Consider the following 25042-nt stretch of genomic DNA (forward strand, 5'->3'; position numbering starts at 1 on the left):
AGATGAAATTATTTGGAGGAGAGTTGGGTGTCGGCCTGCGGGCGGAAGCCGCCGCCGAGCGCCTGGATCAGTTGCACATTCACGTCGGCCTGCTGCGCGTGCAGCCCGGCCATGCGCTGTTCGGCGGCGAGCAATTCCTGGCGCACGCTGAGCGCTTCCAGGTAGTTGCCGATGCCGGATTTGTAGCGCTGCTCGGACAGTGTCCAGGCATCGTTGGCCGCATCCAGCGCGCGCTGCTGTGCGTCGATCTGATCTTTCAGCGAATGCAGGGCGTCGTAGTCGTCGGAGATTTCATTCACCGCCGACACCAGCGTCTGGTTGTACTGCGCCACGGCCAGGTCGTATTGCGCATCCTTGCTGCCGAGGTTGGCGCGACGACGGCCGCCGTCGAAGATCGGCAGACTGATGGCCGGCGCCACTTCATAGAAGCGGTTGGTGAGCGAGAACAGATTGCCGCCGCCCAGGCCGATCAGGCCGGCCATCGCGCCGATATTCACGTTCGGCAGGAACTGCGTCTTGGCAGCCTTGATGTCCTTGCCCGCAGCTTCCACGCGCCAGCGCGCGGCAACCAGGTCGGCGCGATGGCCGAGCACATCGACCGGCACATTCGCCGGCACCGCCAGCTCGCCGGCCGGCACCAGTTGCGGACGACCGATGTCGAGACCGCGATCCGGTCCCTTGCCCAGCAGCACCGACAACGACGAACGCGCCGCGTCGATGGCGCGATCGGCCTGCGCCTTCTGCCCTTGCGCGCTGGCCACTTCGGAATCGCTCTGCTTGAGCTGCATCAGATTGTCGATGCCGGCCGCGACGCGCTGGTGAGTGAGATCGCGCGCTTCGGTGGCGCGCTTCAGTTCGTCACCGGCCACATCCTGCTGCACGTAGGCGTAGCTGAGCTGCACATAGGCGCGCGCGACATTGGTGGACAACTCGATGCGCGCAGCCTGGGCATCCACTTCGCTGGCCCGCTGCTGGCCCAGTGCGGCTTCCCACGCAGCGCGCTGGCCGCCCCACAGGTCCAGATCCCATTTGAAGCTGCCGTACACGTATTTGGCCGGGGCCGGACGGCCTTCGCCGAAGGCCGGGAAGTTCTTCGGGATAAAGGCTTCGGCAACGCTCGCACCGACGCCGACCGTCGGCTGGCGCGCGGCATCGGCAGCGCCGGCAGCCGCTTCCGCCGCGCGTGCGCGCGCATCGGCCACGGCCAGGGTCGGGTTGTCGTGCAGCGCTTCGGCGATCAGGGCGTTGAGCTGCGGATCGCCCAGCCCGGTCCACCAGTCCTGTTTCGGCCAGGCCGCGTCGGATACCTGCAGGTTCGCCAGGCTGCGCTCGGCCTTGAGCGAGGATGGATTGATCGGCGTGCCATCCGGATGGATGCCGCCGCTGGTGGCACAGCCCGCCAGCGCGAACGTCAGTCCGACAGCAGCCGCAAGAATATGCAGACGCATGGCTTTCAAGTCTCGATATGTATTAGCAAGGTGTCGGGAAGATGCGTTCCAGCCTCTGCCCTACTCGCCGGCTCCGGTACCTCTCCGGATCCGGCTCCCGCGAAACCGGCACGAGTGCCCGTTTCGCCGCAGACCATCCATGGCCCGCAGGAACAGCGTGATGTCAGTGTTTGTCGCGCAGTGCGTGCAGTACGCGCCCCAGGTAGTCGTGCAGTTGCTGGCTTTCGGTTTCGCTCAGCGAACGCTGGGCTGCCTGCAGAACGCGTTCGTTACAGCCTGTCAATTGCTGCCACAGCGCATCGCCGGATTCCGTCAGCTCGATACGCAGTGCACGCCGGTCTTGTTCATGCGGCAAGCGGCGCAGATAACCCCTGCCCTCCAGCTGGTCCAGCTGGCGCGTCATGGCGCCGCCGTCCAACTCCACCGACCGCGCCAGCTCGGTGGCCGTCATCGGGCCGAGCGTGGCGAGCCGCTTGAGGATCAGGAACTGAGTAAAGCGCAAATCCAGACCCTTGGCAGCCATTTCGGCCTCGATGCCGCGTACCAGTTCGGCGCGGATGAGGCTGATCAGCACGCCAAGGCTTTCCTGGCTGGTGGGGATGACGAGGGGACCGGGGTTCATGGGTGCGCACTCTATTGCCGGTAACAATATTTGTCAAGGCAAATATAGTTTGCGCACCTATTGTTTCAGCAAATGGACAGAAATGAATTACTTACGCTGACCAGTGAGTTCGGCCAGTTCGTCGTCCAGCCAGGCGCGCAGCGCCGGGTCGCGGACTTCGAACAGCTCGAACACACCCAGTGCCCGCAGCGCCGGCAACTGCGCCAGCAGCCGTGGCTCCATCGCCCGGCGCAAGGGTTCCGGGGTGGTGGGGTCGAGCATCTGGTGGGCGCAGGCAACGAAGGTTTCCAGCGGGGTCTTGGAAACCTGGGGTTTGAGGGAAACGAGTTGGATCGGGGACATAGCCTTTTCCTTTCTTATCAGTGTGGCGGGGGTGCGGCCGCAGGGGTCGCTCATATAGACGGACGAATGAGACGTGCCGTGACAGACATTGAGCGCATCCAGATCACGGAAGTTCGCGCGAAGAAGGCGCATCTAGATCGATCTGGGGGACGGGAGGCGACCGCGGGCGATGGCAGCGGCCGATCCGGTTCGAGCACCGGATAACGCACAGCTTAGGCAAAGTCCCGCCGAAGCTGATAACGTTATTTGGCCAAATAATGTCGAGATCCGGCCATGACACGCTCCAAACAGGAGTTCTACGAATACATCGAGAAGTCCGAAGGGCCGCCCATCGTGGCCTATTGGAGCGAGGGCGAGGCTACCGGCGAATACAGCCAGGAGACCCATCGCTACGACTGGCACAGCCACGTGCGCGGCCAGTTCTGGTGCGTGGAAAGCGGCCTGGTGCATATCCACACCGCGCGCGGTTCCTGGCTGCTGCCGCCGCACCGCGCCGGCTGGATGCCGCCGGGCGAGATGCACACGGTCACACTCAATGGCGTGATGAGCGGCTGGGGCGTGTTCCTCACCCCGGAGATCAGCCGCTGCCTGCCCGATCATCCCTGCGTGATCGGCACCAGTCCCTTGCTGCGCGAGCTGGTGCGGCGCGCCAGCTCCTGGGCCTGGAATCCCGAGCTGGACGAGCGCCAGGAACGGCTGATGGCGGTCTTGCTGGACGAAATGCGCGGCTCCACCCACGAACCCTTGCACCTGCCAATGCCGCTCGACCGCCGCCTGCTGCGCATTGCGCGCGCCGTGCTGGAGCAGCCGCAGGACAACCGCAGCCTGGAAGACTGGGCGACCTGGGCCGGCCTTTCGCCGCGCACGCTCAGCCGCCTGTTCCGTACCGAAACCCAGCTGAGCTTTGCGCAATGGCGCCAACAGGCGCGGCTGAGCAAGGGCCTGGAGCAACTGGCCGACGGCATGCCGGTAGCCAGCGTGGCCGATGGACTGGGCTACGCCAGCACCAGCGCCTTTATCGCCATGTTCCGGCGCTGCTTCGGGCACCCGCCGGCACGCTATTTCGGGCAGCGGAGCGCGGCCTGATCGACGCGGGACTTGCGATCCGGGCATCCCACCCCTATAGTTGAGCACTCACTCATCTATAGAGCACCGGCCTTGGCCCGCCCCCGCAGCGAAGACAAGCGCAACGCCATCCTGGAAGCCGCCACCGAAGTGGTAGCAGAGCAGGGTGTCAGTGCGCCGACGGCGAAGATCGCCAAGCGGGCAGGGGTGGCCGAGGGCAGCCTGTTCACTTATTTCGAGAACAAGGATGTACTGCTCAACCAGCTGTACTTGGCGCTGAAGGAAGAGCTGCGCCACGCCATGCTGGACGGCTTTCCGGCCGCGGAACGGCTGGCCGCGCAGGCGCACCATGTGTGGAACGGCTATGTCGACTGGGGCGTGGCCAACCCGCTCAAGCGCAAGGCCATGTCGCAGCTGACGGTATCGGACCGGATCACCGCGCAGACCAAGGAGGCCGGCAGCGCCGGTTTTGCCCGGGTCAGCGCAATGCTGCAGGAAAGCCTGGCCGGCGGCGCCCTGAAGGACCAGCCGCCGTCGTTTGTCGGCGCGATCCTGTCCTCGCTGGCCGAAACCACCATGGATTTCATCACCCGCGAACCCGCCCTGGCCGAACGCTACAAAAGCGCCGGCTTCGAGGCGTTCTGGGCGGCGATCGCCAAGCACTGAGCTGCTTTTTTTTGCTCACTTAATGAGTGTGTACATACTCAATTAATTTCCACCCACAACGGAGCATTCCCCATGTCCAAGATCTGGTTGATTACCGGTAGCGCCCGCGGCCTGGGCCGCCATCTCGCCGAGGCCGTGCTGGCCGCCGGCCACCGCCTGGTCGCCACCGCGCGCCAGCCCGAAAAACTGCAGGATCTGGTCGACCGTTATGGCGACCGCATCCGCGCGGTAGCGCTCGACGTGACCGATGCCAAGGCCGCCCAGGCGGCGGTCGATGCGGCCGTGGCCGCCTACGGCCGGCTCGATGTGCTGGTCAATAACGCCGGCTTTGGCTACGCGGCCCCGTTCGAGCAGACCAGCGACGCGGATTTCCGCGCGCAGATCGACACCAACCTCTACGGCGTGGTGAACCTCACCCGCGCCGCCTTGCCGGTAATGCGCAAGCAGCGCGCCGGACACATCTTCCAGATCTCTTCGGTGGGTGGACGCATCGGCACGCCCGGCATGAGCGCCTATCAGGCCGCGAAATGGGCGGTGAGCGGCTTCACCGAAGTGCTGGCCAAGGAAGCGGCGCCGTTCGGCGTGAAGGTGACGTCCATCGAACCGGGCGGCATGCGCACCGACTGGGCGGACATCGCCCGCGGCGCCGTGCCGGACCTGCTGCCGGACTACGAGCCCTCGGTTGGCGTCATCAGCAAGCTGCTCAACAGTTACGCCGGGCATGAAGCCGGCGATCCGGACAAGGTGGCGCAGGTGCTGCTGCAACTGGCCGAACATGCGGCGCCGCCGGAGCACCTGCTGCTGGGCAGCGACGCGCTGCATTTCTTCGAGCAGGTCGACAACGGGCGCCGTGCCGACGCCGAACGCTGGCGCGCGGTCAGCCTGTCCACCGATGCCGACGACGCCGGCCCGCGGCCGGAGATCTCGCTGGTGCGCGAAACCGCGCTGTAAACCGCTGCGGCCGCGAGTGCGGGCGTCTCATCCGCTGAGACGCCCGCACCACAGCATGCAAGCGGCTGGCACCGCGTCAAGGCGTCGGCCTTTACCGCGCTGCCATCGGACCCTATGTATGATCGACGAACCGCACCCGCCCCAGCGCGGGACTTCGACCATGCCGCTGCAAACTTTCCACCCCGCCGTTTCCGCGTGGTTCGACGCCACGTTTCCCGCGCCCACCTCGGCGCAGGCCCGTGCCTGGCCGCAAATCAGGGCAGGGCGCCACACCCTGGTCGCCGCACCCACCGGTTCGGGTAAAACCCTCACCGCCTTTCTCGCCGCGATCGATGCGCTGGTGCAGGAAGCGGTCGCGCGCGGCGGCACGCTGCCGGACGAAACGCGCGTGGTGTACGTATCGCCGCTGAAAGCGCTGTCGAACGACATCCACATCAACCTCGAAGCGCCGCTGGACGGTATCCGCGCGCAGCTTGAACAGCTCGGCCTGCCCGACGCGCCGATCCGCACTGCCGTGCGCACCGGCGACACGCCGCAGCCCGAGCGCAACCTGATGCGCAAGGCGCCGCCGCATATCCTGGTCACCACACCCGAATCGCTGTACGTGCTGATGGGTTCGCTGTCCGGGCGCGACATGCTCAAAAGCGTGCGCAGCGTGATCGTGGATGAAATCCACGCGGTGGCGGCGAGCAAGCGCGGCGCGCATCTGGCGTTGACGCTGGAGCGGTTGGAAGCGCTGTGCCAGCGGCCGTTGCAGCGGATCGGTTTGTCGGCGACGCAAAAGCCGATCGAGGATGTGGCGAAATTTTTGGTAGGGGAGGGCACTGGCTTGTCGCCATCTCCCCTGCGGGGAGAGGGTCGGGGTGAGGGGGCAACCTCGCGTGAAAGCCAACCAGAACCACAACCTCGCACAGCAGATCTCTTCGCAAGAGCGGCCCCTCACCCCAACCCTCTCCCCACAGGGGAGAGGGAGCCGGAGTTCCCCGCAAAGGAGAGAAACCAAAACTGCAGCATCATCGACATCGGCCACACCCGCGCCCGCGATCTCGCCATCGAAGTGCCACCGGTGCCGCTGGAAGCGGTGATGTCCAACGACAGCTGGGAACTGGTCTACAACCAGCTCGCGCAGCTGGTGGAGCAACACCGCACCACCCTGGTATTCGTCAACACGCGGCGCATGGCCGAGCGCCTGGCGCGCCATCTGTCCGAACGCCTGGGCCAGGACATGGTGGCCGCGCATCACGGCAGCCTCGCCAAGGAGCACCGGCTCGACGCCGAGCAGCGCCTGAAGCGCGGCGCGCTGAAAGTGCTGGTCGCCACCGCTTCGCTGGAACTGGGTATCGATATCGGCGACGTGGATCTGGTCTGCCAGCTGTCGTCGCCGCGTTCGATCGCCGCCTTCCTGCAGCGCGCCGGCCGCTCCGGCCATGCGGTGAACGGCACGCCCAAGGCGCGGCTGTTTCCCAGCAGCCGCGATGATCTGATCGAATGCGCGGCGCTGCTGGACTGCGTGCGCCGCGGCGAACTCGACACCCTGGTGCAGCCGCCGCAGCCGCTGGACGTGCTTGCCCAGCAGATCGTGGCGGAAATTGCCTGCGCCGAATGGGACGAAGATGCGCTGTTCGACCTGGTGCGCCGCGCCTATCCCTATCGCACGCTGGCGCGCGAACAATTCAATGCGATCGTGCGCATGCTGGCCGACGGCTTCACCACCCGCCGCGGCGCACGCGCGGCGTATGTGCATCGCGATGCCGTGCATCACGAACTGCGCGCGCGCCGCGGTGCGCGGCTTACCGCCGTCACTTCCGGCGGCACCATTCCCGACACTGCCGATTACCTCGTAGTGCTGGAGCCGCAGGCCACCATCGTCGGCACCATCAACGAAGATTTCGCGATCGAAAGCATGGCCGGCGACATCTTCCAGCTCGGCAACACCAGCTATCGCATCCTGCGTGTGGAACGCGATCGCGTGCGAGTGGAAGATGCGCAGGGCGCGCCGCCGAGCCTGCCGTTCTGGCTGGGCGAAGCCCCCGGGCGCAGCAACGAATTGTCGTTCGGCGTATCGCGCCTGCGCGAGGAAATCGTCGCGCATATCGATGCCGGCGGCGTGCAGGCCGCGTTCGAATGGCTGCGCGATACGCTGGGCCTGAACGAATCCGCCGCGCAACAGATCGTGGAATACCTGGCCAAGGCCAAGGCCGCACTGGGCGTGCTGCCGACCCAATCCACACTGGTGTTCGAGCGTTTCTTCGACGAGTCCGGCGGCACCCAGCTGGTGATCCACACACCCTGGGGCAGCCGCATCAATCGCGCCTGGGGCCTGGCGCTGCGCAAGCGTTTCTGCCGCCAGTTCAATTTCGAATTGCAGGCGGCGGCGACCGAAAACGCGATCGTGCTGTCGCTGTCCATCAGCCACAGTTTTCCGCTGGAAGAAGTGTCGCGCTATCTGCACAGCAACAGCGCCGAGCATGTGCTGATCCAGGCGCTGCTCGATGCACCGCTGTTCCCGGTGCGCTGGCGCTGGAACGCCGTCACCGCACTGGCGCTGCCGCGCTACGCCGGCGGCAAGAAAGTGCCGGCGCCCTTGCAGCGCATGAAAAGCGAGGACCTGCTCGCCTCGGTATTCCCCGATCAGGTGGCTTGCCTGGAAAACATCGTCGGCGAACGGCAGATTCCCGATCACCCGCTGGTCAACCAGACCCTGCACGACTGTCTGCGCGAAGCGATGGACATAGATGGCCTGCTGGACATATTGAAGGGCCTGGAATCGGGTGCGATCACCGTGGTGGCGCGCGATCTCACGGCACCGAGCCCGCTGGCCAGCGAAGTCCTCAATGCCGCGCCTTATGCGTTTCTCGACGACGCGCCGCTGGAAGAACGCCGCACGCGTGCGGTGCAGACGCGACATTGGAATGGCATCGAGGATACCGATGACCTGGCCAGGCTCGATCCCGATGCGATCGCTGCCGTACGCGCCGAGGCGTGGCCGGAAGTGCGCAGTGCGGATGAAATGCACGAAGCACTTAACGTGCTTGGCTTTGTGACCCATGAAGAAGCCGAGGCGAATGCCGGTTGGCACGAGTGGCTGCAGAAACTCGCCAAATCACACCGTGCCACGCGCCTGAATCCTTGCGGGCAGGAAGGACAGCCATTACCGGCAAGCATGTGGATCTGCGCCGAAAAGCTTCCGCTGTGGCAGGCCATTCATGCCACTGCAGCCATGCAGCCTCCGATCGAAGCCCCCGCCGAATACGCCGCACAAAGTTGGACCCGCGAAGACGCCCTGCTCGAACTGGCCCGCGGCCGTCTCACCGGCCTGGGCCCTTGCAGCGTCGCCGCGCTCGCCAGTTCCATCCAGGTGGAGCCCGGCGACATCGACCACGCCCTGCTGCGCCTGCAATCCGAAGGCTATGTGATGCAGGGCCGTTTCACGCCCGATGCCAGCGACACGGAATGGTGCGAACGCCATCTGCTTGCGCGCATCCATCGCTACACCATCGGCCGCCTGCGCCGTGAAATCGAGCCGGTCAGCCGCCGCGACCTGATGCGCTTCCTGCTCGAATGGCAGCACGCCACGCCGGGCACGCGCCTGCAGGGACCGGATTCGCTCAACGCCATACTCACCCAGCTCGAAGGCTACGAAGCCGCCGCTGCCGCCTGGGAAAGCGAACTGCTCGCCACCCGCATCGAGGACTACGCCAGCCGCTGGCTGGACGAAATGTGCCGCGCCGGCCGCATCGGCTGGAACCGCCTGCGCAGTGGCGGCGGCAGCGGCGGACCGGTGCGCGCCACGCCGATCATGCTGCTGCCGCGCCGCCAGCTCGGCCTGTGGACCGGCATGGCCGATCGCAATCAGGAGCAGGAACTGTTGCTGTCTTCGCGCGCGCAAGCCGTACTCGATGCACTGGTCGCCAACGGCGCATTGTTCTTCGACGAACTGCTCGACGACACGCGCCTGTTGCGCACCGAACTGGAAGACGCGCTCGGCGAACTGGTTTCCGCCGGCCGCGTCACCGCCGACAGTTTCGCCGGCCTGCGCGCCCTGCTGACGCCCGCGGCCAAGCGCGAATCGCCGCGTCACCGCCGCGTGCGGCGACATGCTTTAAGCGAGATCGAAGATGCCGGCCGCTGGTCCTTGGTGCGCAAACCCGCGGCGCGCGATGCCGCCGACAACAGCGCCGACGAAACCATCGAACACATCGCCCGCACGCTGCTGCGCCGCTACGGCGTGGTGTTCTGGAAACTGCTCGAACGCGAAGCCCCGTGGCTGCCGTCCTGGCGCGAACTGTTGCGCGTCTATCACCGCCTCGAAGCACGCGGCGAAATCCGCGGCGGCCGCTTCGTCGAAGGCCTGGTCGGCGAACAGTTCGCGCTGCCCGAAGCCATCGGCCAGTTGCGCAGCATTCGCCAGCGCCCGTACGAGCAACAATGCATCTGCCTGAGCGGCAGCGACCCGCTCAACCTGGTCGGCACCGTTCTGGCTGGCGACCGCCTGCCCGCTCTCGCCGGCACCCGCGTACTTTACGAAGACGGCATGCCGGTCGCCGCGCTGGTCGCGAGCAAGCCGCAGTGGCTGATCGATAGCGACCTGGCGCAGCAGCGGCGCTGGTTCAATGCCTTGTTGCGGCGGCCGGAGCCGGATGGCACTAGCGATATCAGTTATGTGCGGCGTTAGACTCGGGCGTTAGGGCAGTAACGATCTCCCGCACAGGGACGTTCATGCCGGCAAGCGGTGTTTTATCCAGCAAGCGGGGCGATGCTTCAACTCATCAACGCATAGGGGAATCAGCATGGAATCCGTAACAGGCATAGGCGGGCTGTTCTTTCGCGCAAAGGATCCGGAACTGCTGGGCCGCTGGTATCGCCAGCATCTGGGCGCCAACCTGATTCCCTCCGACTACTCCGAGCCGCCGTGGCAGCAGCAGGAAGGCCCTACGATCTTCATGCCCTTCGCGCAGGACACCACCTATTTCGGCGATGCACAGCGCATGTGGATGGTGAACTTCCGCGTGAGCAACCTCGATGCGATGGTCGCCCAGCTGCGTGCCGGCGGAGTCGAAGTGGCCGTGGATCCGGAGGCTTATCCGCATGGCCGCTTCGCGCGCTTGCAGGATCCCGAAGGCAATCCGATCGAGTTGTGGGAGCCGGACGGTCAGGACTAGCCCCCTAACCCAAGTCGCGCCGCCAGTGAACGGCGGCGCCATAGCTGCTTATTCCGGAACAACCATGCTGACGTATACCTGCTCTTGTTGCGGCGAGACGCATGCAGGCTCGCCCAGTTTCGGCTACAAGGCGCCGCATTATTACGATCTGCTCAGCGATGAGGACAAGACGCAGACCGCCGAGCTGGATGACGATATCTGCGTCATCGGCACGGACGAGCAATGCGATCGTTTTGTGCGCGCCATCCTCGAAGTACCGATCCTGGGTAGCGTCGAACCCTTTCTGTGGGGCGTATGGGTGTCGCTGAGCGAGGCCAGTTTCAAGCGTTATCTAATGACCTGGGATGAGCCGGACGAAAGCGATAGCTACTTCGGCTGGTTCAGCAACCGACTTCCGCACTATCCCGATACGCTGAACCTGAAAACCAGTGTGCGGCCGCGCAAGGGCGGCCTGCGCCCATGCCTGGTGTTAGAACAGTCGGATCACCCGTTGGCCATGCATTTTCATCAAGGCCTCAGCGCTGAAGAAGCACAGCAGATCGCCGAGCGCGTCATGCATCCGCAATAGCGAGGCGCAACGTCAGTCGCTGTGGTCAGCGATGTAGATCAGCAGACCATCGCGTTCGCGAAATTCGCTGCGCCCGGGCATCGCCATGCGCTGCCCGGCGCGTACGCCATTGGGCAGGTCGATGGCGAAGGTGCCTTCGAAGAAAATCTGCACATGCGCGGTGCCATCGGCTTCGTGGTAGCCGGTGATGGTCTGGTGGCGTGCCGAAAACAGTCCACGTGAGCTTTGCGCGAGATGGCGCAATTCCTCGATGCCCAGGGTGCGCACGCTGAGCTGGCTGCCGGTGCAGTTTTCGAAAATCACTTCGCGATGCATCGCGGTAAGCATGGCGTCGACGTCCATGCGGTTGTAGGCGTCGATGTAGCGGTCGATGAGGGCGCGCATGAGGATGGGTCCGGTTTTTGCTCGTCATCCCAGCGAAGGCTGGGACCCAGCGACGTTCTCGCTACCGAAGGCACCGGATCCCAGCTTTCGCTGGGATGACGGTGAGGTACCGGAGAAGGTCTCGGCCGATTTTAGCGTTTTACGTTATCGGTCTGCTCGATAAACGCTGCCACGTTGTCATGCAACTGCTTCAGCGAGGGCTCGTTGGCGTAGACCATGTGGCCGGAGGGATACCAGTGGTAGCTCACGTTGTTCATCAGCGCGGGCTGCACCGGCATGTGGTGCATTTCGTAGTCGGCAGCGAAGAACGGCGTGGCCAGGTCGTAATAGCCGCCGTTGAGCAGCACCTTCAGATCCGGATTGGTCTTCATCGCCTTGGCCAGGTCCGGCATCACGTTCAAGGTGCCGTCGTGGCCGTTGTGCTTCATGCCCCAGTCGGTCATGTCGGTGGCGAATTCGCGGTAGGTCTGGTCTTGGCCGAACTTCAGATCCTTGCGCACGTAGTCGTTGAACGCGGCGATGTAGGCCGAACTGATCGCCGAGGATTGCGGATCGTATTCCGCCTCCTTGCTCAGCGGATCAAGCGAGGGGCCGGCGAAGCGCGAATCCAGGCGGCCGGTGGTATCGCCGCTGTCGCCGAGAAGTTCGTGCTCGAACATGCCACCGGTAACGCGCAGGTCGGCCTTCAGCAGATACGCGACCGACAGGCCGGTGTATTGATGCAGCTTCTCGGCAATCGCCTGCTTGTGCGCGTCGTCCAGGCGCGAACCCTGCATCAGCGCCTGCGCGTACTCGCCCAGCGCAAACTGCTCCACTTCCTGCAGGAAGGATTCCAGTTCACCCGGCTGCTGCGGCAGCTTGTGATGGTAATAGGCGGTGGCCGCAAACGTCGGCAGCGCCAGTTCGTAGGGCAGGTCCACGCCGGGGTTCTGGTCGGAGCCGTCGATGCTGGTGTCGAAATTGAGGATCTGCGACAGCAGGATCACGCCGTTCAGATCCACGCTGTTCTCGTTCTCCAGATCGTTCGCCACCACGGCCGAGCGAGTGGTGCCGTAGCTTTCGCCGAACAGATACTTGGGCGAATTCCAGCGGCCGTAGCGGCTGAGGAACTGGGTGATGAACTGGGCGAAGGCGTGGCCGTCGCCATCGACGCTATAGATATCCTTGCGCCGCTCCTTCAGTTGTTCCTCGCGCTTGGACGCATCCTGTTCGTCGGCTACCAGACGGCTGAAGCCAGCGCCGGGCGCATCGATAAAGACCAGGTCGGAGGCATCCAGCAGGCTGTAGTTGTTGTTGATCAGCTGGTACGGCGCGGCGGGCGTGTGGCTGTCGTCCTTGGTGACCACGCGGCGCGGACCGAACGCACCCATGTGCAGCCACACTGTGGCCGAGCCGGGGCCGCCGTTGTAGACAAAGGTGATCGGGCGCTTGGCCGCGTCTTCGCCTTTCTTGAAATAGGCGACGTAGAACATGCTGACGGTCGGCTCGTTTTCCTTCTCGTCCTTGCCGTGCAGCACGATGGTGCCGGCCACTGCCTTGTACGCGATGTGCCTGCCTTCCACCGAGACTGAGCCTTCGCTCTGCGAAGCCTGCGGATGCAGCAGGGCGGCTTCGGGTTTGGTGTCGTCCGATGCCTTGTCCTTCTTGTCGGCTGCCACGGCGGTGCCGAGCAGCAAGGTGGCAAGGGCGATAGCGAGCGGAAGCTTGCGCATGGAGTGATCTTCCCCGGTAGTGGCACAGGATGCCGACCGCCCAGCTTAGGCAGCCGGGCGGGGAGAATCACACCCCAGAAGTCACAGGTTTGGGGTCGTGAAATCTTTCATCCCGAAGTCACCGGTTTGGGCGCCCTGAAATTCTTCATCGCCGTCATCCCGGCGCAGGCCGGGACCTGGCGACTTTCTGGCAAGAAGACGCTGGGTCCCGGCCTGCGCCGGGATGACGGGTTGGAGTGATCAGCAGTTTGGAGTAATCAGCGGTTTGGGGGTGATCGACGATTTGGGGCGGTCAGAAGGCGGGCCTGGACGGTCAGGCAACGACGCCTTTGAGCAGCGCAGCTTCACGTGCCAGCTGTTCGATACCGGCCCAATCTCCGCGCTGCAATCGATCCGCTGGCGTCAACCAGGAGCCGCCCACGCACAGCACGTTGGACAGACCCAGGAAATCCGCCGCGTTCTGCAGCGAGATGCCGCCGGTAGGGCAGAAGCGGATCTGCGGCAATGGGCTGGCCCAGGCGCCGAGCAGCTTGGCGCCGCCGGCCGGCACCGCCGGGAAGAACTTCAGATGGCGATAGCCGCGCTCCAGCAGGTTCATCGCTTCGCTGGCGGTGGCGATGCCGGGCAGCAGCGGCAGCGCGCTGTCTTCGGCAGCATCCAGCAGCTTGGGCGAGGTACCGGGCGATACCGCGAAACGCGCACCGGCCTGTTCGGCTGCGTGCAGGTCTTTTGCGGTAAGCACCGTGCCCACGCCCACCACCGCGCCTTCCACTTCGGCGGCGATCGCGCGGATGGCGTCGAGCGCGGCCGGCGTACGCAGGGTCACTTCAATGGCCGGGATGCCGCCGGCCACCAGGGCGCGCGCCATCGGCACCGCGTGTTTGGCGTCGTCGATGATCACCACCGGAATCACCGCGGCAAGGCGCATGGTGGCTTCGACTTGTTGTTGCTTGGTTTCGATGTTCATGGGCTTATGCTCGAGATTAAGGCTGCGCAGACGACTACACGCTTACGCGATCTTCCATCAGCGCCGTCATTCCCGCGAAAGCGGGAATGACGGCATGGAGAAGTGACGTTTCATCGGCAAATATGCGGACTGGCGTCAGCCAATCAAAGCACACCCGCACCCAAGTCCGCCGCCATCGCATTGCGCCGGAACATGCCGAATAGTTCACGTCCCATACCGTGCTGATGCCGGGACAGATCCTCGATCGCCGGCGTGCGGGCGGCGAATTCGCCCGCGTCCACCAGCACATCCAGGTGGCCATGCACCGCATCCAGGCGAATGATGTCGCCGTCGCGGATCTTGGCGATCGCGCCACCGTCGTCCGCTTCCGGCGTGATATGGATCGCCGCCGGCACGCGGCCGCTGGCGCCGGACATGCGGCCGTCGGTGACCAGCGCGATGCGATGGCCGCGGTCCTGCAGCACGCTCAGCGTCGGCGTGAGCTTGTGCAACTCCGGCATGCCGATTGCGCGCGGACCCTGGAACCGCACCACTGCGATGAAATCGCGATTGAGCTCGCCACGGTCGAAGGCGCGCTTGATCTCGTCCTGGTCGTGGAACACCACGGCGGGCGCTTCGATCACCAGCCGCTCGTCCGGCACCGAGGACACCTTGATCACGGCGCGGCCGAGATTGCCGTGCAGCATGCGCAGGCCGCCGTCGGTGCGGAACGGTTCGTCCATGCCACGCAGCACGCCGCGATTGCCGCTCTGTTTGAGCACCGGCGTCCAGCTCAGCGCGCCATCTTCGTTCAACGAGGGCACCTGGTTGTACTCGGCCAGGGTGCCGCCGGTAATCGCGTGCGCATCGCCATGCAGCAGGCCGGCACCGAGCAACTGATCGATCAGGAAAGCCATGCCACCGGCTTCGTGGAACTGGTTCACGTCGGCATAGCCGTTCGGATACACGCGCGCCAGCAGCGGCACCACCGAAGACAAGGCGTCGAAATCTTCCCAGCGCAGCGCAATGCCTGCCGCCTGCGCAATCGCCACCAGGTGCAGCAGGTGATTGGTGGAGCCGCCGGTGGCATGCAGGCCGATTACGCCGTTGACGATGGCGCGCTCGTCGACGATATGGCCGATCGGCAGGTTCTCGCCATGCTTGCCCAGCGCGGCCGCGCGGTGCACCGCTTCGGCCGTAAGCGCATCGCGCAACGGCGTATCCGGTGCGACGAAGCTGGCGCCTGGCAGATGCAGACCCATGATCTCCATCAGCATCTGGTTGGAATTGGCGGTGCCGTAGAAGGTGCAGGTGCCGGGCGCGTGATACGAGGCGGCTTCCGCTTCCAGCAGTTCGGCGCGGCTGGCCTTGCCCTCCGCATAGGACTGACGCACTTTCGATTTCTGTTCGTTGGTGATGCCGCTGGGCATCGGGCCGCTGGGCACGAACACGCCGGGCAGATGGCCGAAGCTCAACGCACCTATCAGCAGCCCCGGCACGATCTTGTCGCAGATGCCCAGGTACAGCGTGCCGTCGAACATGTCGTGCGACAGCGCCACCGCGGTGGCCATGGCGATCAGGTCGCGCGAGAACAGCGACAGCTCCATGCCGGAGCGGCCCTGGGTAACGCCATCGCACATCGCCGGCACACCACCGGCCACCTGCGCGGTGAAGCCCGCATCGCGCGCGATCTGGCGGATCAGCGCCGGATAGCGTTCGTACGGCTGATGCGCAGAGAGCATGTCGTTGTATGCGGTGACAATGCCGATGTTCGGTACGTGGCCTTCGCGCAGCGCGGCCTTGTCGTTCACGCCGCAGGCCGCAAAACCGTGCGCCAGGTTGCCGCAGGAAAGCCGCGCGCGATGCGTGCCTTCTACCGCGGCGCCATGGATACGGTCCAGGTACGCGGCGCGCGTATCGCGGCTGCGTTCGCGCAGGCGTTCGGTAACTTCGGCGACGACGGGGTGCAAACTCATTTCAGACTCCAGCCGAGTGGATTCGGCGTTGACGCGTGTTTTGCCTGCAAAGGAAACATCATTGGCCTGATAAAGCTCATCCTCGCGTTGCCGTCATTCCCGCGAAAACGGAAATGACGGCAGGGTGCGCAGCAGACGCAAATAATTCAGCCAGCTTCACGGGCACCAATAAATATCCAACTGCCGCCCGGCACGCAGCACGTTGGCGATCGGCAATGCGCTGCCAGGCTGTTCGGCCTGCGCCAGCACATCGCGCTTGTCGTTGCCCTGCACATGCAGATACAGCGTGTGTGCCTGGAGCAACTCGCGCAGCGTAAAGGTGATGCGCGGCTCGCCCGCGCCCGGTGCGCGCATCGGTAGCACTTGCGCGGTATTGGACAGATCCAGCGCTTCGCGCAAGCGATCGCCGCCGGGGAAGAACGAAGCTGTGTGGCCATCCGGGCCCATGCCCAGCACCACCACGTCGAACGGATGCTTGAGCGCACCCACCCGCGTACGCACTTCGGCGATGCCGGCTTCGGGCGTAGCCGCTTCGACATAAAGCGGCACGAATTCCGCATCCGCCGCCTTGTGCTGCAGCAGCAGCGCTTCGACCATGCGCGCATTCGAGCGCTCGTCGCTATCGGGTACCCAGCGCTCGTCCACCAGGGTGATGGTTACGCGCGACCAGTTCAGATCTTGCTGCGACAGCAGCTCGAACAGACGCTTGGGCGTGCTGCCGCCGGACACCGCCAGCAAAGCTTCGCCGCGCGTCTCGATGGCGACGCGCAGCTGGCCGGCGATGGCGCTGGCCAAGGCCTCGGCCAGCGCCTGGCCATCGTCGAACCCATGCAGTTGTGGCGAGCTGGACACTATTCGTAATCCTCGTCCCAGGTGCGGCCGTCGCGCTCGATCAGGGCGACCGCAGCGCTCGGGCCCCAGGTGCCGGAGGTGTACGGGCGCGGTGCTTCGCCGCCGGCCGACCATGCGGCCAGGATCGGACCGGCCCAGCGCCATGCCGCTTCCACTTCGTCGCGGCGCATGAACAAGGTGGGATTGCCGCGCACCACATCCAGCAACAGGCGTTCATAGGCATCCGGCTGCTGCACGCCGAAGGCTTCGGCGAAGCTCATATCCAGCGGCACATGGCGCAGGCGCAGCCCGCCCGGGCCCGGATGCTTGATGGTCAGCCACAGCTTCACGCCTTCGTCCGGCTGCAGCCGCAGCACCAGGCGATTCTGCGCCAGCGGGCCTGCAGCGGCGGTGAAAATGGAGTGCGGCACCGGTTTGAACGCCACCACGATTTCCGACACACGCTCGGCCAGCCGCTTGCCGGTACGCAGGTAGAACGGCACGCCGGCCCAGCGCCAGTTGCCGATCTCGGCCTTCAGCGCCACAAAGGTTTCGGTATTGGATTTGTCGACCTTGGACTTGCTGTCCGCATTCAGGTCTTCGATATAGCCCGGCACGCTCTGGCCTTCGGCCGCGCCGGCGCGGTACTGGCCGCGCACGGTGAGCTGCGCCGCATTGCCTTCGTCGATCGGCTTGAGCGAATGCAGCACCTTGAGCTTTTCATCGCGTACCGCATCCGGCTCCAGCGACGAGGGTGGCTCCATCGCCACCATGCACAGCAGCTGCAGCATATGGTTCTGCACCATGTCGCGCAGGGCGCCGGCATGGTCGTAATACGGGCCGCGGCGGCCGACGCCCAGCGTTTCGGCCACGGTGATCTGCACGTGGTCGATATGGCCGGCATTCCACAGCGGCTCGAACAGCGCATTGCCGAAGCGCAGCGCCAGCAGGTTCTGCACCGTTTCCTTGCCCAGGTAGTGGTCGATGCGGAAGGTCTGCGACTCGGCGAACACCGCGCCGACGTCGTCGTTGATGCGGTTGGCGCTGGCCAGGTCATGGCCGATCGGCTTTTCCAGCACCACCCGCGATTCACCCTGGTTGAGGCCGTAATGGCCCAGGCGCTGGCAGATGTCGACGAACAGTTCCGGCGAGGTGGAGAGATAGAACACCCGCACGTGATCGGGCTCGTCGCCCATCAGCTTGGCGAAGTCGTCCCAGCCGTCGTCCTTGCGCGCATCCAGCGAGCGGTAATGCACCAGCTTGAGGAAGGCGTCCAGCTTGGCCGGCTGCGCATGGGCCGCGCCGTTGAGGGCCGAGCGGATCTGCCCGCGATAGCCATCGTCGTCCAGCGCTTCGCGCGCCACGCCGACGATGCGGCTGCCGTCCTGGATCTGGCCGTCGACAAAGCGGTGGAACAGGGCAGGGAGGAGTTTGCGCACGGCGAGATCGCCGGTGCCGCCGAAAATCACCAAGTCGAACAGCTCGACCGGTTGTGCAGGTGCAGTCACAACTCACCTCTATCTATGCGGGCAGCCACGGGGGTGCAGCCGCCGGGGAAGCTCGATCGTACCAATGACATACCAGGCAATACCAGTCTTTTGTGCATTGCAATCGTATGCAATTTTTTCCTAAGCGCCGCCCGGCGCCGGGATGTACCGGAGTTGTACCAGTGGTTCGGCATTGGTATTGTGCAGCGATGCAGAATGCCCTGGCCGAGGAATACCGGCGGCTCAGCCGCGACACCACCACCCACCAGCCGCTGGCCTACCTGCGGCTGCGCCGGGCTATTCGCAATGTGATCCAGCACCGGGATATCGAGCCCGGCCAGACCCTGCCCAGCGAACGGGATTTATCGCAGGTCCTGGGTTTGTCCCGTGTGACGGTACGCAAGGCCATTTCCGGCCTGGTCGAGGAAGGCCTGCTGACCCAGCGCCATGGCGCCGGCACCTTCGTGGCCGAGCGCATCATCAAACCGATGTCGCGCCTGACCAGCTTTACCGAGGACCTGCGCGCCCGCGGCCTGCACCCGCGCTCGGAGTTTTTCGAGCGCAGCGTGGGCGAGGTGACGCCGGAAGAATCGATGGCGCTGAACCTGTCGCCCGGCGTGCTGGTAGCGCGCCTGCACCGCGTGCGCTATGCCGAGGACGAGCCCTTGGCGATCGAGCGCACCGTGGTGCCGGCCAGCATCCTGCCCGATCCGCACGAGGTGCACGATTCGCTGTACGAGGCGCTGGGCAAATACGACTGCCGCCCGGTGCGCGCCCTGCAGCGGTTGCGTGCGGTGCTGCTCGGCGCCCGCCAGGCGCGCCTGCTGCACGTCACCGCCGGCAGCGCCGGCCTGCATATCGAGCGCCGCGGCTTTCTCGACGACGGACGCGTGGTGGAATTCACCACCTCCTGGTACCGCGGCGACATCTACGATTTCGTGGCGGAATTGCAGACCGATTGAGGCCTGATCGACCCCGTTTCCCGCCGGAAGCGCGCATTTCCATTGCCCCGACCGGCGCCACCGGCTACAGTTCGCCCGTTTCGGGTGTCCCTGGCCGCATGGCCAAGGGGATGAAACGGGAAGCCGGTGCGCTGATCGCAGCAAGGCCGGCACTGCCCCCGCAACGGTAAGCGAGCGTTCGCGAACGATCACGCGCCACTGTGCGTCACGCATGGGAAGGCATCGTTCGCTGGCATGCACGGCATGTCCCTCGCGAGTCCGGAGACCGGCCCGATTCGATGGTTCTGGCACTCGCGGTGGGCGAGGATTCGGAGCGCGTGCTGCGATCGTCACCGCCTGCCCGCCATTCCGTTTCCCCCGTTTGTCGCTACGCCGGCTTATTTATTCACGCCGCGCGGGGACGCACGGCAGGGGAATCCACATGTTGAAGAAAACCACGCTGGCCGCGCTGCTCGGCCTCGCCCTGGCCAGCCAGGCCGGCCATGCGCAGACCGCCACCGACCCGAACAGCACGCTCTCGCCGGTGATCGTCACCGCCACGCGCACCGCCATCACCGAGAACGATGCACTGTCTTCGGTCAGCGTAATCACCCGCGAAGACATCGATCGCCTGCAGCCCACCTCGGTCTCCGACCTGCTCAACGGCCTGCCCGGCGTGTCGATCGCGCAAACCGGCGGTATCGGCGAAGCCACCTCGCTGTACCTGCGCGGCACCAATCCCACCCACGTGCTGGTGCTGATCGACGGCGTGCGCATCGGCTCGGTCAGCCTGGGCCTGGCGGCGCTGGAACAGATTCCGGTGAGTGCGATCGACCGCATCGAGCTGGTGCGCGGCCCGCGCGCCAGCCTGTACGGCTCCGATGCGCTGGGCGGCGTGCTGCAGATCTTCCTGCGCCACGGCCAGCCGGATGGCGGCGTGAAACCCGAATTCAGCGTCACCGGCGGCAGCCATGGCTACATCAACGGCCAGGCCGGCATCTCCGGCGGCGATTCGCACCTCTGGTACAACGCCAGCCTCGGCGGCGAATACACCGGCGGCATTCCGGCCTGCCGTATGGGCGCAGCCGAACTGGGCGTGGCCTGCGGCGTGGACGACCCGCGCAACGACGCGTACCGCAACTGGAACGGCTTCGCCAATTTCGGCTATCGCTGGGATAACGGCACCGAGCTGTCCTTCGACTGGATGCGCAGCAAGAGCAACGTGGAATACGCCGGCTCGCCGTACGGCGGCAACGACGCGATCGAAGAGCAGTACGTGGCCGGCGCGCGCCTGAGCTTCACGCCGGTGGATATCTGGAAAGTCACGCTGAGCGCCGGCCAGAGCCGCGACGACGACGACACCTTCTATCAGGGCACCTATTTCGGCGAGTACTACCCGCGCATGCCCACCGGCTTTTTCGATTCGCGCCGCAACCAGGCTTCGTGGCAGAACGACATCACCCTGGCCAGCAACCAGCTGCTGACGGTGGGTGTGGATTACCAGCAGGAACACATCTACAGCGATACCGCGTTCCAGCAGACCACGCGCGGCGATACCGGCACCTTCGCCCAGTACCAGGGCACCTTCGGCCAGAACGAAGTGCAGGCCTCGGTGCGTCACGATCACAACGACCAGTTCGGCAATCACAACACCGGCGCGCTGGCCTGGGGCTATCACTTCGACCAGGGCCTGGTGCTGTCGGCCAGCTATGGCACGGCCTTCCATGCGCCGACCTTCGACGACCTGTATTTCCCGGCCTTCGGCGGCGTACCCACCGCCAATCCGGACCTGAAGCCGGAGACCTCGCGCAGCGCGGAAATCGGTCTGAACCAGCAGCTCAGCAACTGGAACTGGGGCGTGAACGCCTACCAGACGCGCATCACCGATCTGATCGGCTTCAATAGCGAATTCATCCCGTTCAATCTCAGCAGCGCGCGGATTCGCGGCCTGGAAGGCCAGTTCGGCTTCAAGCTGGACGACTGGCGCGTACAGAGCTACCTCACCCTGCTGCAGCCGAAGAACAACGACGGCGGCCCCGACAACGGCAATGTGCTGCCGCGCCGCGCCGAGCGCACGGCACGCGTGGATATCGATCGCCAGTTCGGCAAGTTCGGCGTGGGCGCCACCTTCTTCGCCGCCGGCAAGCGCTACGACGACGTGGCCAACACCGAACGCATGGGCGGCTATGCAACCACCGACTTCCGCGCCAGCTATACGTTCGCGCCGGGCTGGCAGGTGGAGGGCAAACTGGCCAATGCCTTCGATCACCGCTACGAGACCACCTACTACTACAACCAGCTGGGCCGGACCTGGTATCTCACGCTGCGGTATACGCCGTAAGCGCCGCGATCTTCTTCCTCTCCCTTGGGGAGAGGACTGAGGTGAGGGGGCAGGCTAGCCTCGCACCACCATCAAGCGACGCTCCGATTTAGCTTCTACGCAAGATTGCTCCCTTTCCCCGTCGGGGCGAGGGAGCAAAGCGGCGACGCTTTCGCGTTCGTGAAGAACAAACCCGCCATGCCTTTCGGCACGGCCGGACTTCAGGCACATTCAACGGGATAGGATCCCGGGGCATAAGGATGTCCATGAATGCGTCTTTTCTTTTCCCTGCGCCCCCTCCGGCGCGGTATCCGCGCGGGCGCAGCTTGCGCAACGCTGACACGCGGGTGACTGCGTGAACGTTTTCGCGCCCATCATCCGCCGGCCCACCGGCACCTCGCTGCTGGCGATCGGCCTGGTGATCGCCGGCTTCTGCGCCTACCTGCTGCTGGGCGTGGCGGCGCTGCCGTCGCTGGATTTCCCCGGCGTGGTAGTGGTGGCGCAGTATCCGGGCGCCGATGCGCAGACCATGGCCGCCACCGTAGTGGCGCCGCTGGAACGCCAGCTGGGCCGCATTCCCGGTGTTCAGCAGATGACCTCCGACAGCAATGCCGGCGGCACCCAGATCCAGATCCTGTTCGACTTCGGCCGCAATGCCGACAAAGTCGCGCGCGATGTGCAGGCGGCGATCAACGCCGCGCAAGCCGACCTGCCGTCCGGCATGCAGCCGCCGCAATATTTCAAATTCGATACCGCCTCGATTCCGGTGCTGCTGATTTCGCTGACCTCCACCAGCATGCCGCCGGACCGCCTCTACGATCTCACCGACACCTTGCTGATGCCGGCGGTAGCGCAGATTCCCGGCGTGGCGCAGGTGCAGGTGTTCGGCGGCACGCCGCATGCGGTGCGGGTGAACTTCAATCCAGCCGCGCTGACTGCCAAGGGCCTTACCGCCAACGACATCGCCAACACCCTGCGCGCGGCCAATGTCACCTCGCCGCAAGGCATCATCACCGACGGCATCACCCAGATGACCGTCACCGCCAACGATGCACTGCACACGCCGCAGGACTTCGCCCGGCTGGTGATCGCCAACCAGAAGAACGTGCCGGTGTATCTGTCGGACGTCGCCACCATCACCAGCGGCGAGCAGGACAAATACCAGGCTGCGTGGTTCAACGGCCAGCGCGCGGTATCGATGCAGATCAGCAAGCGGCCCGAAGCGAACTCGATCGAGGTGGTGCAGGAAATCCGCAACCGCCTGCCCGGCCTGCGCAACCTGGTGCCGGCAGACGTGAAGGTGACGCCGATCTTCGACCTCACCCAGTCCACCAAATCCGCCCTGCACGAAGTGGAAGTGGCGCTGCTGCTCAGTATCGTGATGGTGGCGCTGGTGATGCTGGTGTTCCTGCGCCGCGTGCGCCCCACCCTGATCGCCATGCTGAGCGTGCCGCTGTCGCTGGCCGGCGCCTTCGTGGTGATGTACGCGCTTGGCTTTACCCTCAACGTCTTGTCGCTGGTGGCGCTGGTGCTGTGCATCGGCTTCGTGGTGGACGATGCGATCGTGGTGATCGAGAACATCGTGCGCCACATGGAAAACGGCATGCGTGCGCTGGATTCGGCGCTGCTGGGCGTACGCGAGATCGGCTTCACCGTGATCTCGATCACCGTGTCGCTGATCGCGGTGTTCGCGCCGATGGTGTTCGGCAACAACACGCTGGTGATGCTGATGCGCGAGTTCTCGGTCACGCTGATTGCGACGATCGTGATTTCCGCGCTGGTCTCGCTCACCCTCACGCCCGCGCTATGCGGGCGCTACCTGCTGCCGGAACTGTCGGCCGAACAGCGCAAGCCCGGCCTGCTGGAAGCCCTCGCCGAACGCTTCGACCGCCGCATCCTGCGCATCTACGAGCGCGGCCTGAACTGGGCCATGCATCACCGGCGCATCATGCGCTGGCAGCCGCTGATTTTGCTGATCCTTACCGCCACGCTGGCCACGGTGGTGGCCAAGACCGCCGGCGGCGCAATCATGCCCAAGGAAGACACCGGCATGATGATCGCGCAGATGGAAGCGGAGGCGAATATCTCGCCGGCACTGATGGCCAAGCGCACCGAGGCGATCTCCGCGATCATGCAGGCCGATCCGGCGGTGATGGATGTCACCACCATCCTGGGCGGCAACAACAACAACGGCGCGGTGGGCAACAATTCCACCTTGTTCGTCGACCTCAAGCCGCTGGGCCACGGGCCCGGGCAGCGGCCCGATTCGGTGGACAAGGTAATCGCGCGCCTGGACGAGAAGTACAAGCACATTGCCGACATGAAGGTAACCATGCGCGGCATGCAGTTCCTCGGCGGCGGCAATAACAAGGGCGGCGGCGAATTCGCCTTCAGCCTCGGCAGCAACAGCGGCGCGCCGTTGCAGCCGGCGGTGCTCAAGCTGGCGCAGACGATGCGCAAGATGACCCAGTTCAAGAACGTCAGCACCAGCTACGACAGCATCGGCAAACAGCAGCTGCTGGAGGTGGACCGCAATGCCGCCTCGCGCCTGGACGTAGGCATGGGCCAGATCGACCAGGCGCTGGCCAATGCCTTCGGGCAGACGCCGGTATCGGTGATCTATTCGGACGTGAATCAGTACCGCGTGGTGCTTACCGCCACCAACGCGGAAACGCTCAGCCCCGATACCTTGCTCAATACTTACGTGCGCAGCACGCAGAACAAGATGGTGCCGCTGTCGGCGCTGGCGCACGTGGCGCCGTATATCGCGCCGGTGGAAGTGGAGCATTACAACCAGGTGGAATCGGCCACCATCAGCTACAACCTCGCCGACGGCGTGACCCAGGCCGATGGCCTCAAGTATGTCGACCAGGCGATGGTCGCCGCACAACTGCCCGAAGGGATCAGCCGCCAGTACACCGGCGACAACCAGAAACTGGTCGAGGCCATGACCAACGCGTTGATCGTATTCGCGGCAGTGATCCTGGTGATGTACATCGTGCTGGGCATTCTGTACGAAAGCCTGATCCATCCGCTGACCATCCTGTCCACCTTGCCCGCCGCCGGCATGGGCGCCTTCCTGGCCATGCTGATCACCCACACCCAGCTCACCATGATGTCGGTGATCGCGGTGCTGATGCTGATCGGCATCGTGAAGAAGAACGCGATCCTGATGGTGGATTTCGCCCTGGTGGCCGAACGCGAAGGCGGTCGCACACCGCCCGAAGCGATCCGCGAAGCAGCACTGGTGCGCTTCCGCCCGATCACCATGACCACCTTGGTGGCGATGGGCGCGGCGCTGCCGCTGGCGATCGGCTTCGGCAGCGGTTCGGAAATGCGCCAGCCGCTGGGTATTGCCATTCTCGGCGGCCTGTTCGTGTCGCAGTTGCTGACCTTGCTCAGCACACCGGCGATTTACCTGTGGCAGCACGACCGGCGCGAGCGCAAGGCCAAGCGAGCGGAGAAGCGGCGCCTGCGGCGCTTGGGCAAGCAAGCGGCGGCGACGCACTGAGCTTTGCTTGTCTTCCTCTCCCCTGTGGGGAGAGGACCGAGGTGAGGGGCCACGGCTTGCCTTGGATCGTATAAGAGCGACGCTTCGATCGAGACATCCCCGCAAGGTTG

At 65.0% G+C, this 25042-nt stretch carries 18 protein-coding genes and 1 riboswitch; of the genes, 9 read left to right on the forward strand and 9 right to left on the reverse strand.

The genetic code is table 11. From position 1 onward, the window contains the following. Nucleotides 1-8: 8 nt before the first annotated feature. From IGX34_RS18835 to IGX34_RS18845, 3 genes are all read right to left on the reverse strand, one after another. Entirely contained in the window at nucleotides 9-1448 is a 1440-nt protein-coding gene (locus IGX34_RS18835) for an efflux transporter outer membrane subunit (RefSeq protein ID WP_192557283.1), read from the reverse strand. 163 nt (nucleotides 1449-1611) lie between these two features. Beyond that, nucleotides 1612-2070: a MarR family winged helix-turn-helix transcriptional regulator gene (locus tag IGX34_RS18840; protein ID WP_192557284.1), complete on the reverse strand. Its 459-nt coding sequence runs from the start codon at nucleotides 2068-2070 to the stop codon at nucleotides 1612-1614. Between the two features lie 87 nt (nucleotides 2071-2157). After that, nucleotides 2158-2544, reverse strand: a complete 387-nt coding sequence (locus IGX34_RS18845; RefSeq protein WP_338015508.1) for a hypothetical protein — start codon at nucleotides 2542-2544, stop codon at nucleotides 2158-2160. A gap of 141 nt (nucleotides 2545-2685) precedes the next feature. Here IGX34_RS18845 and IGX34_RS18850 point away from each other — a divergent pair, with 141 nt between their 5' ends. The 6 genes from IGX34_RS18850 to IGX34_RS18875 all read left to right on the forward strand — a co-directional run bounded on the left by IGX34_RS18850 (nucleotide 2686) and on the right by IGX34_RS18875 (nucleotide 10824). Further along, the gene (locus IGX34_RS18850; RefSeq protein WP_192557285.1) at nucleotides 2686-3498 is read left to right on the forward strand and encodes an AraC family transcriptional regulator; all 813 of its coding nucleotides are present in this window, start codon (nucleotides 2686-2688) and stop codon (nucleotides 3496-3498) included. Nucleotides 3499-3570: 72 nt separating this feature from the next. Next, the gene (locus tag IGX34_RS18855) at nucleotides 3571-4143 is read left to right on the forward strand and encodes a TetR/AcrR family transcriptional regulator (RefSeq protein ID WP_192557286.1); all 573 of its coding nucleotides are present in this window, start codon (nucleotides 3571-3573) and stop codon (nucleotides 4141-4143) included. 72 nt (nucleotides 4144-4215) lie between these two features. Next, nucleotides 4216-5094: an oxidoreductase gene (locus tag IGX34_RS18860; RefSeq protein WP_192557287.1), complete on the forward strand. Its 879-nt coding sequence runs from the start codon at nucleotides 4216-4218 to the stop codon at nucleotides 5092-5094. A 160-nt stretch (nucleotides 5095-5254) separates the two neighbouring features. Continuing rightward, nucleotides 5255-9769: a DEAD/DEAH box helicase gene (locus IGX34_RS18865; RefSeq protein ID WP_225737598.1), complete on the forward strand. Its 4515-nt coding sequence runs from the start codon at nucleotides 5255-5257 to the stop codon at nucleotides 9767-9769. A 115-nt stretch (nucleotides 9770-9884) separates the two neighbouring features. Next, nucleotides 9885-10256 carry a VOC family protein gene (locus IGX34_RS18870; RefSeq protein WP_192557289.1) on the forward strand — a complete coding sequence of 124 codons (372 nt, stop codon included), beginning with the start codon at nucleotides 9885-9887 and terminating at the stop codon, nucleotides 10254-10256. 64 nt (nucleotides 10257-10320) lie between these two features. Next, nucleotides 10321-10824 (forward strand): DUF2199 domain-containing protein, encoded by a 504-nt coding sequence (locus tag IGX34_RS18875; RefSeq protein ID WP_192557290.1) that lies wholly within the window; start codon nucleotides 10321-10323, stop codon nucleotides 10822-10824. 12 nt (nucleotides 10825-10836) lie between these two features. On the opposite strand, the gene IGX34_RS18880 is transcribed toward IGX34_RS18875, so the two are convergent. The 6 genes from IGX34_RS18880 to zwf all read right to left on the reverse strand — a co-directional run bounded on the left by IGX34_RS18880 (nucleotide 10837) and on the right by zwf (nucleotide 18181). Continuing rightward, on the reverse strand, nucleotides 10837-11208 hold the full coding sequence (locus IGX34_RS18880; RefSeq protein ID WP_192557291.1) for a nuclear transport factor 2 family protein: 372 nt from the start codon (nucleotides 11206-11208) through the stop codon (nucleotides 10837-10839). Between the two features lie 131 nt (nucleotides 11209-11339). Beyond that, nucleotides 11340-12920, reverse strand: coding sequence for a S10 family peptidase (locus IGX34_RS18885; protein WP_192557292.1), 1581 nt, complete (start codon nucleotides 12918-12920; stop codon nucleotides 11340-11342). 313 nt (nucleotides 12921-13233) lie between these two features. Further along, a complete protein-coding gene (eda, locus tag IGX34_RS18890; protein ID WP_192557293.1) occupies nucleotides 13234-13887 on the reverse strand; it encodes a bifunctional 4-hydroxy-2-oxoglutarate aldolase/2-dehydro-3-deoxy-phosphogluconate aldolase in 654 nt (217 codons plus the stop codon). A gap of 143 nt (nucleotides 13888-14030) precedes the next feature. After that, complete coding sequence (edd, locus tag IGX34_RS18895) at nucleotides 14031-15842, reverse strand: phosphogluconate dehydratase (protein ID WP_192557294.1); 1812 nt, start codon at nucleotides 15840-15842, stop codon at nucleotides 14031-14033. A gap of 156 nt (nucleotides 15843-15998) precedes the next feature. After that, nucleotides 15999-16694, reverse strand: a complete 696-nt coding sequence (pgl, locus tag IGX34_RS18900) for a 6-phosphogluconolactonase (protein WP_338015509.1) — start codon at nucleotides 16692-16694, stop codon at nucleotides 15999-16001. Further along, a complete protein-coding gene (gene zwf / locus IGX34_RS18905; RefSeq protein WP_192557296.1) occupies nucleotides 16694-18181 on the reverse strand; it encodes a glucose-6-phosphate dehydrogenase in 1488 nt (495 codons plus the stop codon). The genes pgl and zwf overlap by 1 nt, the downstream gene beginning before the upstream one ends. 188 nt (nucleotides 18182-18369) lie before the next feature. Here zwf and IGX34_RS18910 point away from each other — a divergent pair, with 188 nt between their 5' ends. From IGX34_RS18910 to IGX34_RS18920, 3 genes are all read left to right on the forward strand, one after another. Continuing rightward, nucleotides 18370-19122, forward strand: a complete 753-nt coding sequence (locus tag IGX34_RS18910; RefSeq protein WP_192557297.1) for a GntR family transcriptional regulator — start codon at nucleotides 18370-18372, stop codon at nucleotides 19120-19122. Between the two features lie 65 nt (nucleotides 19123-19187). Further along, nucleotides 19188-19410: riboswitch (cobalamin riboswitch) on the forward strand. A 133-nt stretch (nucleotides 19411-19543) separates the two neighbouring features. Further along, complete coding sequence (locus IGX34_RS18915; protein WP_225737599.1) at nucleotides 19544-21442, forward strand: TonB-dependent receptor domain-containing protein; 1899 nt, start codon at nucleotides 19544-19546, stop codon at nucleotides 21440-21442. A 334-nt stretch (nucleotides 21443-21776) separates the two neighbouring features. Then, on the forward strand, nucleotides 21777-24932 hold the full coding sequence (locus IGX34_RS18920) for an efflux RND transporter permease subunit (protein WP_192557298.1): 3156 nt from the start codon (nucleotides 21777-21779) through the stop codon (nucleotides 24930-24932). Nucleotides 24933-25042: the final 110 nt, after the last annotated feature.

This window comes from Dyella acidiphila (assembly GCF_014863405.1).
Lineage (GTDB): Bacteria > Pseudomonadota > Gammaproteobacteria > Xanthomonadales > Rhodanobacteraceae > Dyella_B > Dyella_B acidiphila.

Excerpts from the sequence above, each read along its gene's own strand:
- IGX34_RS18885 (WP_192557292.1), bottom strand. The coding sequence starts at position 12,920 with ATGCGCAAGCTTCCGCTCGCTATCGCCCTTGCCACCTTGCTGCTCGGC.
- IGX34_RS18845 (WP_338015508.1), bottom strand. The coding sequence starts at position 2,544 with ATGCGCCTTCTTCGCGCGAACTTCCGTGATCTGGATGCGCTCAATGTC.
- IGX34_RS18870 (WP_192557289.1), top strand. The coding sequence starts at position 9,885 with ATGGAATCCGTAACAGGCATAGGCGGGCTGTTCTTTCGCGCAAAGGAT.
- IGX34_RS18860 (WP_192557287.1), top strand. The coding sequence starts at position 4,216 with ATGTCCAAGATCTGGTTGATTACCGGTAGCGCCCGCGGCCTGGGCCGC.
- IGX34_RS18880 (WP_192557291.1), bottom strand. The coding sequence starts at position 11,208 with ATGCGCGCCCTCATCGACCGCTACATCGACGCCTACAACCGCATGGAC.
- eda (WP_192557293.1), bottom strand. The coding sequence starts at position 13,887 with ATGAACATCGAAACCAAGCAACAACAAGTCGAAGCCACCATGCGCCTT.
- IGX34_RS18835 (WP_192557283.1), bottom strand. The coding sequence starts at position 1,448 with ATGCGTCTGCATATTCTTGCGGCTGCTGTCGGACTGACGTTCGCGCTG.
- IGX34_RS18915 (WP_225737599.1), top strand. The coding sequence starts at position 19,544 with ATGTTGAAGAAAACCACGCTGGCCGCGCTGCTCGGCCTCGCCCTGGCC.
- IGX34_RS18910 (WP_192557297.1), top strand. The coding sequence starts at position 18,370 with ATGCAGAATGCCCTGGCCGAGGAATACCGGCGGCTCAGCCGCGACACC.
- IGX34_RS18875 (WP_192557290.1), top strand. The coding sequence starts at position 10,321 with ATGCTGACGTATACCTGCTCTTGTTGCGGCGAGACGCATGCAGGCTCG.
- edd (WP_192557294.1), bottom strand. The coding sequence starts at position 15,842 with ATGAGTTTGCACCCCGTCGTCGCCGAAGTTACCGAACGCCTGCGCGAA.
- IGX34_RS18865 (WP_225737598.1), top strand. The coding sequence starts at position 5,255 with ATGCCGCTGCAAACTTTCCACCCCGCCGTTTCCGCGTGGTTCGACGCC.
- IGX34_RS18850 (WP_192557285.1), top strand. The coding sequence starts at position 2,686 with ATGACACGCTCCAAACAGGAGTTCTACGAATACATCGAGAAGTCCGAA.
- IGX34_RS18840 (WP_192557284.1), bottom strand. The coding sequence starts at position 2,070 with ATGAACCCCGGTCCCCTCGTCATCCCCACCAGCCAGGAAAGCCTTGGC.